We start from the raw sequence: 16,981 nt of genomic DNA on the forward strand, positions 1-16,981 counted from the left end.
CGTTGCTCAATCGTCTCAGTCGTAATTGGTGAAGCGGCTCGGCCCTTCGGTGGGCTGGCGAAGGGGCTGGTAGCGCTGGATGTTTGACCGCAAGGTCTGCATGGGGCTCGACCCGATGCTCGAGAACCCGACGAATTCGAGCTGGAACATGATGCGCGTGTTGGCGGTGAGCGTGCCGGTCGTGATGCGCTGCAGCACCACGCGCCCGATCCAGCAGCAGCCGTCGTATTCGAAGCCGAGCACGCCGTCGGTGAGTTTCTTGTCCTGCAGGCTGTAGTTGAGCCGCCCGACCGCATACCACCGGCCGCCGCCCTGGCCCTTGCCCGGGCCGAGGTCCTTGCCCTTGTCGCCCCAGAGGTCGTTGATCGGCCATTGCCAGCCCACGTCGAAGGACTTGTTGCCGTCGGTGGCGGTGGGCGTCGTGGGTGCCTGGTAGCGGAAGGCCGCGCTCAGGTTGTGGTAAGGCTCGGGGTTGTAGCGCGCGCTGATGGCCGAGCGTTCCGACCTGCGCGTGTCGGGGTTGTACTGCACGACCGTGTCCAGGCTCCACTTGGGCGTCCAGTTGATCTGCGCGCCCAGCAACAGGTCGCTCGCACGGTCGGTCACCGGCGTGCCGCCCGGCAGCGTGACCCTCTGGTCGCTGAAGCGCAGCCGCTGCGCAATGCCGAAGCGCGCCGCCTCGACGCCGGTCGCGGGGTCGATCAGGCGCGAGGTGACGCCGAGCGTGAGCGTGTTGGTGTCGGAAATGCGGTCGTTGCCCGAGAAGGCGTTCTCGGTATAGATGGTTGCAAAGCTGAAGTCGTTGGCCGCCGAATCGTAGTTCGGCAGCATGCTCTGGTTGCGGAACGGCGTATAGACGTAGTAGGCACGCGGCTCCAGCGTCTGGCGGAAGGCGCGGCCGAAGTAGTTGGCGTCGCGCTCGAAGATCAGGCCGCTGTCGAGGCTGAAGGTCGGCACCGTCCGGTTGCTGGAGGTCGGGAAGAAGTACAGCGAGTTCGGGTTGTAGGGCACGCCGTTGACGTACTGGATCCCGTTCACGGTGAGCCTGGGAACATCCGACTGCGGCAGGTAGTAGTTGTACGAAGCCGTGTTCAGCTGCAGCTTCGGGATGACGAAGGAACTCGGCGTGATGAACGGCCGGCTGATGCTGGCAATGGCCAGCGCGCGGTCGCCGTCGGGCTGCGACTGCTGGTTGATGTCGAAGCCGGGCTGGCCGGCCAGGATGGTGTTGACGCGAAAGCGCGTGTAGTCGAGGTTCAGCGAAACGTCGAAGCCGTGCCAGTCGTACTTGTTGTAGTTGGCCGTGATCTGCGGCATGCGGTCATAGGACGGCACGATCGGCGACAGGCTGTATTGCAGTGTCTGGTAGCGCAGCGCACGGATCCCGCCGTTCCAGTCGCCCTTGCTCCAGTTGAGCGACGCGTCGTTCGACAGCTGGCGCTGTGCCAGCGTGGGCGTGCGCGTGAAGTCGCGCCAGTAGTCGTTGTCGCTGACCCGGTTGATGTTGATGGTGGCCGCGAGCGAATCGAGCCCCAGCGCCTTGGCATTGAAATCCTGGTGGTGGTTGGCCCAGATGCCCCAGCGCTTGGTGCTGGGCGGCGCCCCGAAGCCCAGGGCCGAGGCCTGGATTTCCCCGTTGGCGAGCTGCTGCAGCTGTGCGGCGCGCGTTTCGTTGTAGCGCTGGCCCACCAGGCGGTCGCTGCCCATCAGGTCCATGCGGATGCTGCCGCTGTAGTCCTTCTCGAGGTAGCGGAATTCCGAACCCAGGTTGAGGCCGCGCTTGCTCATCAACGTGGGCGTGAACGTGGCGTCGCGGTTGGGCGCGATGTTCCAGTAGTACGGCTGCGAGATCTCGATGCCGTTGGTGTTGTCGACGCCGATCGTCGGCGGCAGCAGGCCGCTCTTGCGCTCGTTCGACAGCGGAAAGCTCACGCTCGGGATCGGCGGCGTGCTGATGCCCATGAAGCTCAGCCGCGCATCGGTGGCCACGCCGACGTTTTCCTCGGTGTCGGTGGTCATGGTGGCTGCGGTCAGCAGCCAAGCCGGCATCCAGCCCGGATAGTCTTCGCGCCGGCAGGTGGTGTAGGTGGCGCTGCGGGCCACCGACACATTGCTGTCGACAAAATCGATGCGCTGCGCCTCGCCGTGCGCGCCGTTGGCAAGAAAGGAGTAGCGCACATTGTTGAAGAAACCCTCGAAGGTCTCGAGCTTGAGTTCGAGCTCGGGGCCTTCGTACACGTTGCCGGCCTGGTTGACGCGCACGTTGCCGCGCGCCCGGGCGCGGTCGTCGGGCTGGTAGTACTCGAGCCGGTCGGCGGTGATGGCGACTTCGCCGCGCCGCAGCGTGGCATGGCCTTCGACCACGGTTTCGAGGTCCTGGCGGCCCGACAGGCGGTCGCCGGTGATCAGGCTGGGCAGTTGGCTGCGTTCGGCGGGCGGCAGCGTTTCGGTCAGCTGCGGCGTGCGCTTGAGCGTGAGCGGGCCGTCGAGGCCGCCTGCCGGCTGGGCGGAGGCGCCGTGCGCATGCAGCAGCGCCAGCGACAACAAGGCCAATGGCAGGGGCGGGCCGGAACGCCGCAAGGCAACGCGCCGGCTCATCAGGCCTCCCGCCGCATCGTTCCGGAGAAGGTCCGCAGTCTTCCCGAGGAGGGCTGCGAGTGCACAGGGTGCCAAGCGTGGGGACTTTGGATCGTAGGCATCGGTCAGGAACGAAGGATCGTCGGGAGGACGGCGCGGCAGGCCGGCAGGTTGCAGGAGCCGGCGGCAACTCGGTTCGACCAGGGAGGACCGCAGGAGTTGCCGCGCCAGGCGGATTTGTAGAATCGATTATCCATGACAGCACCCCCGCCCCCGGCCTCCGCGCCCACACCCTCCGCCACGGCCATTCTCTGGGCAGATCCGGAGCGCGCCGCGGCGTTCCAGGACTGGCTGTCCGGCATCTCCGCCGCGCACGGCCTGCTGCCCGACACGGTGCGCCTTGCGTCCGCCGATGCGAGCTTTCGCCGCTACTTTCGGCTCGATGCCACCGGGAGCGCCGGCACCCGCATCGTGATGGACGCGCCGCCGGACAAGGAGAACAGCGAACCCTTCGTGCAGGTCGCCCGCCTGATGGCCGAAGCCGGCGTGACCGCGCCGCAGGTGCTCGAATGGGACCGGGTCCATGGTTTCCTGCTGCTCGACGACCTGGGCCGCGAGACCATGCTCGACGTGATCGATCCGGCCCGGCCCGACGCCAGCCGCCCGCTCTACGACCATGCGATCGATGCGCTGATCCGCTGGCAGCTCGCGTCCAGGCCGGGCGTGCTGCCGCCCTACGACCGCGCATTGCTCGAGCGCGAACTGGCGCTTTTCCCCGAGTGGTACATCGGGCGCCACCGCGGCGTCGCCGTCGAGGGCAAGCTCAAGGAGCGGCTCGAACGCAGCTTCAGGCTCATCGTCGAGAGCAACCTGGCCTCGCCGAGCGTGTTCGTGCACCGCGATTTCATGCCGCGCAACCTGATGGTCCGCAATGAAGCCGAGCTCGGCGTGCTCGACTTCCAGGATGCGGTCTACGGGCCGATCACCTACGACATCGCCAGCCTGATGCGCGACGCCTTCCTGAGCTGGGATGAGGAATTCGTGCTCGACGTCACGATCCGTTACTGGGAAGCAGCCCGCAAGGCCAAGCTGCCGGTCGATTCGGATTTCGGCGCCTTCTACCGTTCGGTCGAATGGATGGGGCTGCAACGCCACCTCAAGGTGGCCGGCATCTTTGCCCGCCTCACGCTGCGCGACGGCAAGCCCCGCTACCTGGCGGACACGCCGCGCTTCATCGCCTACATCCGCTCCACGGCCAGCCGCTACATGGAGCTGACCCCGCTGCTGCGGGTGATCGACGAGATCGAAGGCACTTCGGCACTGACCGGCTTCGCCTACGGCAGGGTCTAGATGCCGCGCTTCCATTGTTCGGTGCCGCTGGCCGCCGGCGTCACGCTGGCGCTGCCACCGGGCGCAGCGCGCCACGTCCAGGTGCTGCGCATGCAGCCCGGCGACGCACTCACGCTGTTCGACGGTTCGGGCGGCGAATATGCCGCCACGGTCGAGCGCATGGGGCGCAGCGATGTGTCGGTCGCGATCGGCGCCCATGCGCCGGCAGAGCGCGAGGCGGTGCGCGCGGTGCATCTGGCCGTCGGCATGCCGGCCAACGAGCGCATGGACTGGCTGGTCGAAAAAGCCACCGAATTGGGCGTCGCGAGCATTCAGCCGCTGGCCACGGCCCACGGCGTGCTGCGCCTTTCGGGCGAGCGCGCCGAGAAGAAGAGGGCGCACTGGGAAGCGATTGCCATTGCCGCCTGCGAGCAATGCGGCCGCAACCGCGTGCCGCGGATCCATCCGGTGCGATCGTTCTCGAGCCCCTCGGCGTGGATCGATGCGGGTGCAGGCGCCGCCGCGCTGCGCCTTGTGCTGAGCCTCGCCGAAGGCACGCGGCGCCTTGCCGATGCCATCGCCCCGGCGCCGTCCGAACGCAGCGTGCTGGTGCTGAGCGGCCCCGAGGGCGGCTTGAGCAGCGCCGAAGAACAGGAAGCGCTGGCGTGCGGCTTTGCGCCGGTCACGCTCGGGCTGCGCGTGCTGCGCGCCGAAACGGCGGCGCTTGCCGCACTGGTACTGCTCGCCGGCCCTTGAGCGGTGCCTACCGCAAGGCCCCATCCATCCATCCCCATCACAAGAAAAGGATCCTCACGACATGCTTCGTTCGCCACACGCCCTCCGGCTTGCCTCCCTCGCTCCTCTCGCGCTCGCCATGCTCTGCGCCGCACAGGGCGCACAGGCCCAGAACAACGCCGTGGCCCCCACGCCGGCGCAAGTCGCTCCCGAGGTGGAAAAGACTTTCACCCAGCTGATGGCGGCGCCCACAGTCCAGAAGCTGCTCGACGCGGTCAAGGCCGACCATGAGCATTCGGTCGAAGACCTGAAGATGCTGACCGAGATCGAAGCGCCCCCGTTCAAGGAACACAAGCGCGCCGAAGCCTTTCTTGCGCGCATGAAGGCGCTCGGGCTCGCCGACGCAAGGATCGATGCCGAGGGCAACGTGATCGGGCTGCGCAAGGGCACGGGCAACGGGCCGAAGCTGCTGGTCTCCGCCCACCTCGACACCGTGTTCCCCGCCGGCACCGACGTGAAGGTGAAGGAACACGACGGCAAGCTTCATGCGCCCGGCATCGCGGACGATACGCGCGGCCTGTCGGTGCTGCTGTCGTGGCTCAAGGTGCTCAACGACAACAAGATCCAGACCGTGGGCGACCTGCTCTTCGTCGCCAATGTGGGCGAGGAAGAACTCGGCAACCTGCGCGGCATGAAGGCCATCTTCCGCGACCACCTCGACATCGACGGCATGGTGGGGCTGGAGCCTTCGCCCGACGGCAACGTGCTGGTTCTCGGCACGGCGAGCCATCGCCACGAGGTCACGTTCAAGGGCCCGGGCGGCCACAGCTTTGCCGCGTTCGGCCAGGTGCCCAGCGCCATCCACGGCATGGGCCGCGCCATTGCCAAGATCGCGGAAGTCCGCACGCCCAGCTTCCCCAAGACCACTTTCACCGTCGGCACCGTGGGCGGCGGCACCTCGGTGAACACCATTGCGCCCGATGCCCGCATGGCCATCGACATCCGCTCGGACGACATGGCCTCGCTGCTGGAGACGGAGAAGAAAATCCTCGCCGCCATCGACGAAGCGGTGGCCGAGGAAAACAAGCGCTGGAACGTGGCAACACTGAGCGCCAGCACCAGGCTGATCGGCGACCGGCCGGGCGGGCGCACGCCGTCCGACTCGGTGATCGTGGAAGCGGCCGTCCGCTCGAACACCGCCTTCGGCCACAAGACGCTGCTGCGCGGCGGCAGCACCGACGCCAACGTGCCGATGTCGTACGGCATCCCGGCCATCATCATCGGCGGCGGCGGAAAGTCGACGGGCTTTCATGCCCTGAGCGAATCGATCGACGTGACAGATGCATGGAAGGGCGCGCAGAATTCGCTGGTGACAGTGCTGGGCTTGGTCGGCGTGCAAGGGGTAAGCCCCGCATTGCTGCCCAAACGCGCACCGCGTCCCAGGTAATTTGTCACGCTGCGAGTTGAAAAAGTAAACAAGCCTGTTCGCTCGCGGCTCCTCGCGCTGGGAAAATGCCAGCGGTTCTGTCACACACCAAGGAAACGTCCATGGGAATGCTCGATTCGGTACTCGGCCAGGTTCTCGGGGGCGCTGCCCAGCAGCAGCAGCCGCAAGGCGGCGGCATCGGGGGGATGGGAGATCTGGGCGGCCTCGCTGGCGCGCTGGGCGGTCTGCTGGCCAACAACGGCGGCGCGGGCGGCCTGGGAGGGCTGGTCTCGAAATTCGAGCAGGCCGGCCTGGGCGACGTGATCGGCTCCTGGATCGGCAAGGGAGAAAACCAGCCCGTGTCCGGCGGCCAGCTGCAGGACGCGCTGGGCAGCGACACCATCGCCAGCATCGCCTCCAAGCTCGGCATCAATGCGCAAACGCTGCTGCCGATGCTGGCCACCATGCTGCCGGCGCTCATCGACCAGCTCACGCCGCACGGCAAGGTGCCGGAGCAAGGCCTGGACAACCCGAACGACCTGCTGGGTATGCTCGGCGGCCTGCTCCAGAACAGGCAGCCCTGACCATTTGCTCGACGAAGATTCCGGCGCCCGCGAGGGCGCTTTTTTTTTATCAGGTAGAACCGCAGCCTTCCATGCCGCAGCGCGCCTTCGCCCTTTCTCCTCTTTCACCATGAACCGCAACCTCTGGCTGCTCGCCATCTGCCAGGGCCTGTTCCTGACCAACAACGTCACCTTCATTGCCATCAACGGGCTGGTGGGCCTGAGCATCGCGCCGCGCGGCTGGATGGCCACGCTGCCGGTCATGGGCTATGTGGTGGGCGGCGCGCTCACCACCGGGCTGGTGGCGCGCACGCAGCAGCGCTTCGGGCGGCGCGGGTCGTTCCAGATCGGACTGGCGGTGGCGCTGGGAGCGGCCTTGCTGTGCGCGTTCGCGGCCGTCTCGAAGAATTTCTGGCTCTTGTGCCTGGCCACGGTGGTGGCGGGCTACTACAACGCCAACGCCGGTCTCTATCGCTTTGCCGCCGCGGAGCTCGCGGCACCGGCCTGGCGCGAAAAGGCGGTGTCGCTGGTGATGGCCGGCGGTTTGATCGGCGCGGTGGCGGGGCCCAACCTGGCGGCCGCCACGCGCGAAGTGTTCGCCGTGCCGTTCGCGGGCGCCTACATCGCACTGGCGGCGGTGGCGCTGCTGTCGATGGCGATCATGCGCTTCATCGAGTTTCCCGCCACGCTCACGCGCCAGCAGGCGCTGGGCGGACGGCCGCTGTCGGAGATCATGCGCCAGCCGGTGTTCATCGTGGCAGCCGCGGCGGGCGCGCTGGGCTATGGCGTGATGAACCTGCTGATGGCCGCCACGCCCATTGCGATGCAGATCTGCAGCCTGCCTTTTTCCGATGCCGCGCTGGTGCTCGAATGGCATGTGATCGGCATGTTCGCGCCGGGCTTCTTCACCGGCCACCTCATTCGCCGCTTCGGCGCGCTGCCGGTGATGGGCGTGGGACTGGTGCTCAACTTCGGCTGCATCGCCATCGCGCTGTCGGGCGTGGAGCTGCAGCACTTCCTCGTGGCGCTGTGCCTGCTGGGCGTGGGGTGGAATTTCCTGTTCACGGGCAGCACCACGCTCTCGCTCACGGCCTACACCGCGGAAGAGCGCGACCGGGCGCAGGGCGCGCTCAATTTCTGCGTGTTCGCGACGCTCGCGCTGACCTCGTTCGCCTCGGGCGTGCTGGTCACGACGCAGGGCTGGCAGCTGCTGAACTACGGTTCGCTGGTGCCGGTGGTGCTCACGGGCGCGGCGCTGCTGTGGCTCGCGCAGACGCGCCGGCGCGAGGCTGCCGCGAGCGCCTGAAGCGCCTCTTCAGCTGGACGGAAAGCGCTTGTCGAGCCAGCGCTGCAGCGCGGCGAACACGGGCTCGGCATAGGCAGCGAAACCCGCTGCGCTCAAGCGGCCGCCGGCTCCGCAGAAGCAACGCGATGCGCGGCCGGCAGGGCCGCAATCACCTCGGCCACCGCGGCCGTGAGCTTCTTGGCGTAAGGCACGTGCAGGAATTCGTTCGGGCCGTGGGCATTGCTCTTCGGACCCAGCACACCGCAGACCATCATCTGCGCCTTCGGGAAACCGGCGCTCAGCATGTTCATCAGCGGGATCGTGCCGCCCTGGCCGATGTAGCCGCAGGAGGCGCCGAAGTGCGCCTGCGAGGCCTTGTTGAGCGCATCCTCGAACCACGGCGTAATGGCCGGCGCATTCCAGCCGGTGGCGCCGCCGCCGCTTTCGAAAGTGACGCGCGCTTGATACGGCGCGTTGTCCTCGAGCAGCGTCTTCAGCTGCTGCACCGACTCGGCCGCATCGACCAGCGGCGGCAGGCGCAGCGACAGCTTGAAGGCGGTGTAGGGGCGCAGCACATTGCCCGCGTCCTTCAACGCCGGGAAGCCTTCGGCGCCCGTGACCGACAGCGTGGGCTTCCAGGTGCGGTTGAGCAGCGCTTCGACCGGATCGGTGGTGGTCGGCAGCGCGAACATGGTCGAGCCGCCGCAGTCGTAGTGGGCCCACGGAAAGCGCTTGTAGACCTCGTCGCCGAGGATGGCCGCGGTGGCCCTGGCCTGCGCCAGGCGGTCGGCCGGCACTTCGCAATGGAAGCTCGCGGGCAGCAGGCGGCCGGTGGCGCTGTCCTCGAGGCGGTCGAGCACCTGCCGCATGATGCGGAAGCTCGAGGGCACCAGGGCCCGAGGCGTCGCCCGAGTGGATGCCTTCGGTCAGCACCTCGACCTTGAGCGTGCCGCTGGCCATGCCGCGCAGCGAGGTGGTGAGCCACAGCTGGTCGTAGTTGCCGGCGCCGGAGTCGAGGCAGATCACCAGCTCGACGTTGCCCAGCCGCGGGCGCAGCGCGTCCACATACGGCAGCAGGTCATAGGAGCCGCTTTCCTCGCAGGTCTCGATCAGGCCGACGATGCGCGGATGCGCCGCGCCCTGGTTCTTGAGCGCCTGCAGCGCGGCGATGCTGGCGTACACCGCATAGCCGTCGTCGGCGCCGCCGCGGCCGTAGAGCAGGCCGTTCTCGTACTTGGGGGTCCAGGGGCCGAGGTCGTTGCGCCAGCCGGTGAATTCGGGCTGCTTGTCGAGGTGGCCATACATCAGCACGGTCTCGTCCATGCCGGTGCCGCTGGCGGCCACTTCGAAGAACAGCACCGGCGTGCGACCTTCGAGGCGCACGATCTCGAGCTTCAGGCCTTCGACCTTCTGCGCCTCGACCCAGGCCGCAGCATTGCGCAGCACGGTCTCCAGGTACCCGTGGGCCGACCAGTCCTTGTCGAAGCCCGGCGACTTGGCGGGAATGGCGATGTAGTCGGTGAGCTGCTTCAGAATGTCGCCGTCCCATTGGGCGGTGACATCGGACAGGGCGCGCTCGGCATCGAGCGTACCGGCGGGCATTTCGCGGTGCAGGGGGGCGTTCATCGAGTTCTCCGCGGCTAAGGAAAAAATCGCATTTTGCGCCTTGGAGCGACCCCGCGTAGAGTGCGGGCGATCTCAACCCGGAGCGCAATGTGAGCAAGGCAACATCGACTCGGATCAAGGTGGGCATCGGCGGCTGGACCTACGAGCCCTGGCGCGACAACTTCTATCCCAAGGGGCTCGCGCAGGCGAAGGAGCTGCGCTATGCGAGCCGCCAGGTGAGCGCCATCGAGATCAACGGCACCTACTACAGCACCTTCAAGCCCGAGACCTTCCGCAAATGGCATGACGAGGTGCCGGAAGATTTCATGTTCTCGATGAAGGCTTCGCGCTTCACCACCAACCGCAAGGTGCTTGCCACCGCGGGAGACTCGATCAAGCGCTTCATCGACAGCGGTGTGAGCGAGCTCGGCGACAAGCTCGGCCCGATCGTGTGGCAGTTCATGCCCACGAAGCCCTTCGATGCGGAAGACTTCGAGGCGTTTCTTCAACTGCTGCCGAAGAAGGAAGGCAGCCGCGCGCTGCGCCACGTGATGGATGTGCGGCATCCGAGTTTCATCACAACCGCCTACCAGGCGCTCGCGAAGAAGCACAAGGTATCGACCGTGTTCACCGATGCGGACAAGTTCCCGTCGTTCGAGGAGCCCGAAGGCGACTTCGCCTACGCGCGGCTCATGATGGCCGATGCCAAGCTGAAAACGGGCTACGCACCGAAGGCGCTCGACACCTGGGCTGAACGCGCGCAAGGCTGGGCCGAATCGCCGAAAAAGCGCGACGTGTTCGTCTACTTCATCAATGGCGCCAAAGAAAAAGCACCGGCCGCGGCCGGTGCGTTGCTGGAGCGCCTGGGTTGGAAGCCGCCGGAAGAGGCGGCCTGAGCCGAAAAAGCCTGATCGATCAGGCTGCGGCTTGCAGCGACGGCTTGGCGCCGAAGCTGATTTCGCCCGACAGCTGGCCACCTTCCTCGATCACGATCTTGCCGTAGCGGATCTTGCCGGTGACCTTGCCGGTCGAATGGATCACGAGCTTTTCGCGCACCGTGAGGTTGCCGTCGAACACGCCGCGGATCTCGGCGATGTCGATCTCGGCCGAGCCCTTGAACTCGCCCTGTTCGGCGATCTGCATCAGGCGCGAGTCCATGGTGGCTTCGACCAGGCCTTCGACCACGAGCGTGTCGCAGTCGGTGATCTCGACGCCCTTGAGCTTGATGTTGGGGCCGACGGTGAGCTTGCTGCCGCCTTCCTTGGCGGCGGGTGCGGCCGCTGCGGACAGGCCCCCTTGCTGCGCGGTCAGCGACGAAGGATTGACGGGCGAACCCGAGAGATTGGTGCCCGAGCCCACCAGCGGCGCGGGGCGAGAGGTCAACGAGTCGGTGTCACGATCACGCTTGCCGAAAAAGGGGGACTGTGTGGCCAATGGGGAGCTCCTCAACAAAGCGACTATCGTAAGAACCCGCTCGCAGCCTGCGGCACTTCATTGCGCAAGAAACGTAACCGAATAAATCCCGCGGGCGCCCGACAATGGCGCTCTCCAGTGCCACCCAGCCCCGCAAGATGACCCGATCGACCACCGCAGCTGCCGCCCGGACCCTCGCCATTTCTTCAGCCATCGATTCGCGCTTCGACAAGCCGGCGAGCGGCTGGCGGCGCCGGCTGTTCACGGTGATCTTCGAGGCCGACACGCGCGCGGGCCTGCTCTTCGACCTGGCCTTGATTGCGGTGATCGTGGCCAGCGTGCTGGTGGTGATCCTCGACAGCGTGCAGCCGATCCGCGAGCAATGGCGGCCCGTGTTCAACGTGCTCGAATGGGTGTTCACCATCCTGTTCACGCTCGAATACATCGCACGGCTCGCCTGCGTGAACAAGCCGCTGCGCTATGCGCTGAGCTTCTACGGCGTGATCGACCTGCTCGCGCTGCTGCCGACTTTCCTGGTGGCGCTCGCGCCCGAGCTCGCCTACCTGATCGACGTGCGCGTGCTGCGGCTCTTGCGCGTGTTCCGCATCTTCAAGCTGTCGCGCTACTCGGTGGAATACCGCGCGCTGGTCTCGGCGGTGGCCGCGAGCCGCCGGAAAATCACGGTGTTCGTGGGCTTCGTGATGCTGGTGGTGCTGGTGATGGGCACGCTGATGTATGTGGTGGAAGGCCCGGCGCACGGCTTCACGAGCATTCCGGTGGCGATCTACTGGGCCATCTCGACCATGGCCACGGTGGGCTTCGGCGATCTCGTGCCCAAGACGGATCTAGGCCGCGCCATCGCCTCGGTGATGATGCTGCTGGGTTGGGGCGTGCTGGCCGTGCCCACAGGCATCGTCACCGCCGAGATGGCGCGGCGCGGCCCTGACGACGATACGGCCGCACCCGTGGCGACAGGAGGGCGGGGCGTATTCGCGATGACGCCGCCCTCGGCTGTGGCCGCACCCGCGCGGCGGCTCACGCCTGCGGCCAGACGGCGCGCCCTTGCGCAGCATCGTCGAGGCGGGCGATGAAGCTGCCGGCATCGGGCTCGGGCAGCGTGAACCTGAAGTCCACCGCGTCGCCGTGCCGTACATCGACCAGCGAGGCGCCGGCCACGGCCGCGATTTCGCGCCGCACCAGCCCTTCGAGCGCATAGGGCACGGTGCATTGAAGCAGCCGCTGGCGCACCAGCGGTACCAGCACCGCACCGAGGCAGGCCTGCGCCACCGCATCGGTGTAGGCCCGCACGAGGCCACCCGCGCCCAGCTTGATGCCGCCGAAGTACCGCACCACCGTGGCGAGCACGCCTTCGAGCTGCTGGTGCCGCAACACCTCGAGCATGGGGCGCCCGGCCGTGCCGCCCGGTTCGCCGTCGTCGTTGGCGGCCGACTGGCCGCCCGCCATGAGCGCCCAGCAGACATGCGCGGCAGCGGGATGCTCGCTGCGCAGCGAGGCCACCACCGCCAGCGCCGCGGCCCGGTCGGCCACCGGCTGCACGCAGCCGATGAAGCGGCTTTTCTTGATCAGCAGCTCGCTGTGCGCCGGTTGCGAGAGCGTGAAGCTCATGGAGCGGCCGTTGCTTTCAGCCAGGGCACGGAATCGCTCAGCGCCCGCGCTCGAACTTGAACACCGCCGTGCCCGCGCGTGCGTTGGGCAGCCAGCGCACGCTGCGGCCGTCCTGCACGCCGAAGGCATCGAGCACGCGCAGGCTGTTCTTTTGCGCCAGCACCTCGAAATCCTTGAAGGTGCCGACGCGGATGTTGGGCGTGTCGTACCACTGGTAAGGCAGGCGGCGCGTCACCGGCATGCGGCCGCGCGCAATGCTGATGCGGTTGGGCCAGTGCGCGAAGTTGGGAAAGGCCACGATGCCGATGCGGCCCACGCGCGCGGTTTCGCGCAGCATGACCTCGGCGTTTCGCAGGTGCTGCAGCGTGTCGATCTGCAGCACCACGTCGAACGAGGCGTCGTCGAACACTGCCAGGCCTTCGTCGAGGTTCAGCTGGATCACGTCGACGCCGCGGCGGATGCACTGCAGCACGTTGCCGTCGGCAATTTCCACGCCGTAGCCGCTGCAGCCGCGCTCGCGCTGCAGCAGGTCGAGCAGGGCGCCGTCGCCGCAGCCGAGGTCGAGCACGCGCGCGCCCTCGGGTACGAGGTTGGCGATAAGGCGCTGGGTCTCGATATCGCTCATTGGGTAACCTCCGCGCTGCGCGCTGCGGTGTTCGCCTTGGGAGCGGCCCGGCGGCTCACGATGCACTCCCTTCGGCCAGCACTTCGTGCGCCACGCGCTCGAAGTAGGACCGCACCACGCCCATGTAGCGCACATCGTCGAGCAGGAAGGCGTCGTGCCCGTGCGGCGCGTCGATCTCGGCGTAGCTCACGTTGCGGCGGTTGTCGAGCAGCGCCTTCACCAGCTCGCGGCTGCGCGCGGGCGAGAAGCGCCAGTCGGTCTTGAAGCTCACGAGCAGGAACTTGGCCGTGGCCCCGGCGAAAGCCACGCTGAGGTTGCCGCCATGGGAACGCGCGGGGTCGAAGTAGTCGAGCGCGCGCGTGATCAAGAGGTAGGTGTTGGCGTCGAAGTACTCGCTGAACTTGTCGCCCTGGTAGCGCAGGTAGCTCTCGATCTGGAACTCGACGTCCTGCGTGGAATAGCGGTAGTCCAGCGCCGCCGCCTCGCCCTCGACCGCGCTGCGCAGGATGCGTCCGAACTTCGCGTTCATGACATCGTCGCTCAGGTAGGTGATGTGGCCGATCATCCGCGCGATGCGCAGGCCCCGCTTGGGGATCACGCCGTGCTCGTAGAAATGGCCGCCGTGGAAGTCGGGGTCGGTGACGATGGCGCGGCGCGCCACTTCGTTGAAGGCGATGTTCTCGGCCGTGAGGTTGGGCGCGCTGGCCACCACCACGGCATGCCGCACGCGCTCGGGGTACTGCAGCGTCCACGACAGCGCCTGCATGCCGCCGAGGCTGCCGCCCATCACGGCCGCGAGCGTGCGGATGCCGAGCGCGTCGAGCAGTGCCGCCTGGGCATCGACCCAATCTTCGACCGTGACCACCGGGAAGTCCGCGCCGTAGACGCGGCCGGTTTCGGGGTTGACGTGCATCGGACCGGTGGAGCCGAAGCAGGAACCGAGGTTGTTCACGCCGATCACGAAGAAGCGGTCGGTGTCGACCGGCTTGCCCGGGCCCACCATGTTGTCCCACCAGCCTTCGGACCGCGCCTGGCCCTCGTAGGTGCCGGCGACATGGTGCGAGGCATTGAGCGCATGGCACACCAGCACCGCGTTGCTGCGCTCGGCGTTCAGCGCGCCGTAGGTTTCGTAGGCGAGCGTGTAGCTGCCCAGCGATGCGCCGCTGCGCAGGGCCAGCGGGCCCTCGAACTGCATCGACTGCGGAGTGACGACCAAGGAAGGTGACGACATCAATGAAAAAACCCGGCCTCGCCAAAAACGAGCCGGGTTGTCGCCAACGGACTGTCTTTAGCTGAATTTATTAAGCGCCCGCAAGCTGTAGCAAATCGGCGCAGGCGGCAGTATATCGCCCTGTCGCGTTACCAGCCGACGATCATCACTATGCCGAGCACGAGGAAGATCGCGGCCGAGACGCCGTGCACCAGCTTGATGGGCACGCGCCGCACGATCTTCTCGCCGAGCCACACCACCGGTGCGTTGGCCAGCATCATCCCGAGCGTCGTGCCGACGACCACCCAGAAGTAGTCCTGGGTGAAGCGGGCCGCCAGCATGACGGTCGCGATCTGGGTCTTGTCGCCCATTTCGGCCAGGAAGAACGCAATCAGCGTGGTGGCGAAGACGCCGTGGTGGGTGGCCGCGGGGGCGTCGTCTTCGTCGAGCTTATCGGGTATCAGCATCCAGGCCGCCATGGCGATGAACGAGCCGCCGAGGATCCAACGCAGCATGTCGGGGCCAAGCCAATGAGTGATCCAGTTGCCGACCGCGCCGGCCAGTGCGTGGTTGACGATGGTGGCGGCGAAGATCCCGAGCACGATCGGCCAGGGTTTTCTGAAACGCGCTGCGAGCAGAAGGGCCAGCAGCTGGGTCTTGTCGCCCATTTCGGCGAGCGCAACCACGCCGGTTGCAACGAGAAAAGCTTCCATGAAAGAGAGAGGTTCCTTGGGCCGAAGGACGCAATTGACCGTGCAACACCTTCGGCCATATTCCCGAAGTTGCACGGTCAAAGGTCTCGCCAGGTGTTCTCACTGCACGCGCCATGTCCTGTGGGGCAGGACAAGTCTGTTGACGCGGGCCCTTCTCGCGATGGAAGGCGGCTACTCCCCAATGACGGGGCGGATTCTACCTGCCTGCTGCACCGCAGCCGCGGGCCCTCTTTGTGAGCGTGCGCTAGCTTCCATTTTTTCGAGGCCCTACAGCAAGCAGCAAATTACCGCTTGCATTTCGCGTATTTCACCCATAATGCACGAGCCTCCCTCTTCATTTTGCCGGGGGAGGGAGTTCGGTGATCGGTCAGTTTCGCGCGACTCGACGGCTCTCGTTTGAGTGATGCTTTCGGGACTCCATCGCTTTTCTTGCTATGTGTTTATAGGAGTCCCTCGATGGGCAACAAACTGTATGTCGGCAACCTGCCTTACTCGGTGCGCGACAGTGATCTCGAACAGGCTTTTGGACAATTCGGCGCGGTAACCAGCGCCAAGGTCATGATGGAACGTGACACGGGCCGCTCGAAGGGCTTCGGCTTCGTCGAGATGGGCAGTGACGCGGAAGCGCAAGCGGCCATCACCGGCATGAACGGCCAGCCGCTCGGCGGCCGCAGCGTCGTCGTCAACGAAGCACGTCCCATGGAAGCACGGCCCCCGCGCAGCGGTGGTGGTGGCTACGGCGGCGGCGGTGGTGGTTATGGCGGCGGAAGTGGTGGCGGTGGCTACGGCGGCGGTGGTAGTGGTGGTGGCGGCTACGGTGGTGGCGGCGGTGGCCGCTCCGGCGGTGGTGGCGGCTACGGCGGCGGTGGTGGTGGTCGCAGTGGCGGCGGCGGTGGTGGTGGCGATGGCGGCTTCCGCAGCCCCTACGGCGCCGGCCCCCGTGGCGGCGGTGGCCGCTCTGGCGGCGGTGGTGGCGGCTACGGTGGCGGCGGCAACAGCGGCTACTGAACGCTGCATCCAGGCACACACTGGTAAAAAAGGCTCCTCAGGGAGCCTTTTTCATTGGAGCCTCCGCCCGGGGGAATTCAGCTTTCGCCGCTGCGCTTCTTGCGGGCGCGGCCCTGCACGGCGCGGTCGAGCAGCGCGTTCGGCAGCATGCGCATCAGCTTGGCGACCACGCCCATCTGCCAGGGAATCACGCGGTAGCTGGTGCCGGCCTCGATGGCGCGCAGCGCCTGGTGCGCAAAATCTTCGGCCTTCATGAGAAAGGGCATGCCATAGCGGTTGCCCTGGGTCAGCGGCGTGTCGATGTAGCCGGGGCAGAGCGTGACGACCTTGACGCCGCTGCCGTGCAACTCGCCGCGCAAGCTCTCGCAGTAGGCGACCACGCCTGCCTTGCTGGCGCAATAGGCGCCATGCCCCGGCAGCCCGCGAATGGCCGCGACGCTCGCGATGCCGACCAGCCGGCCGCTGCCGCGCTGCCTCATCGCCGCCACGAAAGGATGGAAGGTGGCCATCAGGCCCACGTTGTTGGTGGCGAAGGTGCGGGCCATGACCTCGATGTCCTCGCGCTCCGCCGTGTCGACGCCCACGCTGATGCCGGCGTTGGCAATGACCACGTCGGGCAGGCCCTGGCGTTCGATGCAGGCGGCGCCGGCGGCCACGATGCTGTCCGTTTGCGCCACGTCCGCGCCATAGACCTGGTAGCAGGCGGGGTCCAGCTGCCGCTCGCCGGCCCAGGATTCGATTTCCGCGGTGCGCCGCGCCACCAGCGCCAGCCGGTAGCCCGCCTCGTAGAAGCTCGCGGCCAGGGCTTGGCCGATGCCGCTCGACGCGCCGGTGATGAAGACGAGCGGGGACGGGCTCATGCGCGG

At 67.0% G+C, this 16,981-nt stretch carries 15 protein-coding genes, 1 pseudogene and 1 riboswitch; of the genes and pseudogenes, 8 read left to right on the forward strand and 8 right to left on the reverse strand.

The window, feature by feature from the left end:
- Positions 1-15: 15 nt before the first annotated feature.
- Positions 16-2,598 (reverse strand): LPS-assembly protein LptD, encoded by a 2,583-nt coding sequence (locus QFZ47_RS12590; RefSeq protein ID WP_307655943.1) that lies wholly within the window; start codon positions 2,596-2,598, stop codon positions 16-18.
- Positions 2,599-2,832: 234 nt separating this feature from the next.
- Here QFZ47_RS12590 and QFZ47_RS12595 point away from each other — a divergent pair, with 234 nt between their 5' ends.
- The 5 genes from QFZ47_RS12595 (at position 2,833) to QFZ47_RS12615 (ending at position 7,936) form a co-directional block, all read left to right on the forward strand.
- Positions 2,833-3,927: an aminoglycoside phosphotransferase family protein gene (locus tag QFZ47_RS12595; protein ID WP_307655944.1), complete on the forward strand. Its 1,095-nt coding sequence runs from the start codon at positions 2,833-2,835 to the stop codon at positions 3,925-3,927.
- Positions 3,928-4,662 (forward strand): 16S rRNA (uracil(1498)-N(3))-methyltransferase, encoded by a 735-nt coding sequence (locus QFZ47_RS12600; protein WP_307655945.1) that lies wholly within the window; start codon positions 3,928-3,930, stop codon positions 4,660-4,662.
- A 61-nt stretch (positions 4,663-4,723) separates the two neighbouring features.
- On the forward strand, positions 4,724-6,088 hold the full coding sequence (locus QFZ47_RS12605) for a M20/M25/M40 family metallo-hydrolase (RefSeq protein WP_307655946.1): 1,365 nt from the start codon (positions 4,724-4,726) through the stop codon (positions 6,086-6,088).
- Between the two features lie 101 nt (positions 6,089-6,189).
- Positions 6,190-6,651: a YidB family protein gene (locus QFZ47_RS12610; RefSeq protein WP_307655947.1), complete on the forward strand. Its 462-nt coding sequence runs from the start codon at positions 6,190-6,192 to the stop codon at positions 6,649-6,651.
- 109 nt (positions 6,652-6,760) lie between these two features.
- Positions 6,761-7,936: an MFS transporter gene (locus QFZ47_RS12615; protein WP_307655948.1), complete on the forward strand. Its 1,176-nt coding sequence runs from the start codon at positions 6,761-6,763 to the stop codon at positions 7,934-7,936.
- A gap of 92 nt (positions 7,937-8,028) precedes the next feature.
- Here QFZ47_RS12615 and QFZ47_RS12620 read toward each other — a convergent pair.
- A pseudogene (locus tag QFZ47_RS12620) lies at positions 8,029-9,541 on the reverse strand (M20 family metallopeptidase).
- A gap of 89 nt (positions 9,542-9,630) precedes the next feature.
- Here QFZ47_RS12620 and QFZ47_RS12625 point away from each other — a divergent pair.
- Positions 9,631-10,416: a DUF72 domain-containing protein gene (locus tag QFZ47_RS12625; RefSeq protein WP_307655949.1), complete on the forward strand. Its 786-nt coding sequence runs from the start codon at positions 9,631-9,633 to the stop codon at positions 10,414-10,416.
- Positions 10,417-10,435: 19 nt separating this feature from the next.
- Here the strand turns inward: QFZ47_RS12625 and QFZ47_RS12630 are convergent, their stop codons facing one another.
- Positions 10,436-10,954: a bactofilin family protein gene (locus QFZ47_RS12630; RefSeq protein ID WP_021013166.1), complete on the reverse strand. Its 519-nt coding sequence runs from the start codon at positions 10,952-10,954 to the stop codon at positions 10,436-10,438.
- 137 nt (positions 10,955-11,091) lie between these two features.
- Between QFZ47_RS12630 and QFZ47_RS12635 the strand changes: the two genes are divergently transcribed.
- Positions 11,092-12,024, forward strand: coding sequence for an ion transporter (locus QFZ47_RS12635; protein WP_307658934.1), 933 nt, complete (start codon positions 11,092-11,094; stop codon positions 12,022-12,024).
- Here QFZ47_RS12635 and QFZ47_RS12640 read toward each other — a convergent pair.
- From QFZ47_RS12640 to QFZ47_RS12655, 4 genes are all read right to left on the reverse strand, one after another.
- The gene (locus QFZ47_RS12640) at positions 11,969-12,559 is read right to left on the reverse strand and encodes an IMPACT family protein (RefSeq protein WP_307655950.1); all 591 of its coding nucleotides are present in this window, start codon (positions 12,557-12,559) and stop codon (positions 11,969-11,971) included. The two genes, QFZ47_RS12635 and QFZ47_RS12640, sit on opposite strands and share 56 nt — an antisense overlap.
- A gap of 37 nt (positions 12,560-12,596) precedes the next feature.
- Complete coding sequence (gene metW / locus QFZ47_RS12645; RefSeq protein ID WP_307655951.1) at positions 12,597-13,184, reverse strand: methionine biosynthesis protein MetW; 588 nt, start codon at positions 13,182-13,184, stop codon at positions 12,597-12,599.
- A 55-nt stretch (positions 13,185-13,239) separates the two neighbouring features.
- Positions 13,240-14,415, reverse strand: coding sequence for a homoserine O-succinyltransferase MetX (gene metX, locus QFZ47_RS12650; RefSeq protein ID WP_307655952.1), 1,176 nt, complete (start codon positions 14,413-14,415; stop codon positions 13,240-13,242).
- A gap of 128 nt (positions 14,416-14,543) precedes the next feature.
- The gene (locus tag QFZ47_RS12655) at positions 14,544-15,107 is read right to left on the reverse strand and encodes a TMEM165/GDT1 family protein (protein WP_307655953.1); all 564 of its coding nucleotides are present in this window, start codon (positions 15,105-15,107) and stop codon (positions 14,544-14,546) included.
- 17 nt (positions 15,108-15,124) lie between these two features.
- Positions 15,125-15,299, reverse strand: a riboswitch (yybP-ykoY riboswitch).
- A gap of 264 nt (positions 15,300-15,563) precedes the next feature.
- Between QFZ47_RS12655 and rbp the strand changes: the two genes are divergently transcribed.
- Positions 15,564-16,115 (forward strand): RNA-binding regulator, encoded by a 552-nt coding sequence (gene rbp / locus QFZ47_RS12660; RefSeq protein ID WP_307655954.1) that lies wholly within the window; start codon positions 15,564-15,566, stop codon positions 16,113-16,115.
- A gap of 77 nt (positions 16,116-16,192) precedes the next feature.
- Here rbp and QFZ47_RS12665 read toward each other — a convergent pair whose 3' ends face one another.
- Positions 16,193-16,975 (reverse strand): SDR family oxidoreductase, encoded by a 783-nt coding sequence (locus QFZ47_RS12665; RefSeq protein ID WP_307655955.1) that lies wholly within the window; start codon positions 16,973-16,975, stop codon positions 16,193-16,195.
- Between the last annotated feature and the right edge of the window lie 6 nt (positions 16,976-16,981).

Source organism: Variovorax paradoxus, assembly GCF_030815975.1.
GTDB classification, from domain to species: Bacteria; Pseudomonadota; Gammaproteobacteria; order Burkholderiales; family Burkholderiaceae_C; genus Variovorax; species Variovorax paradoxus_N.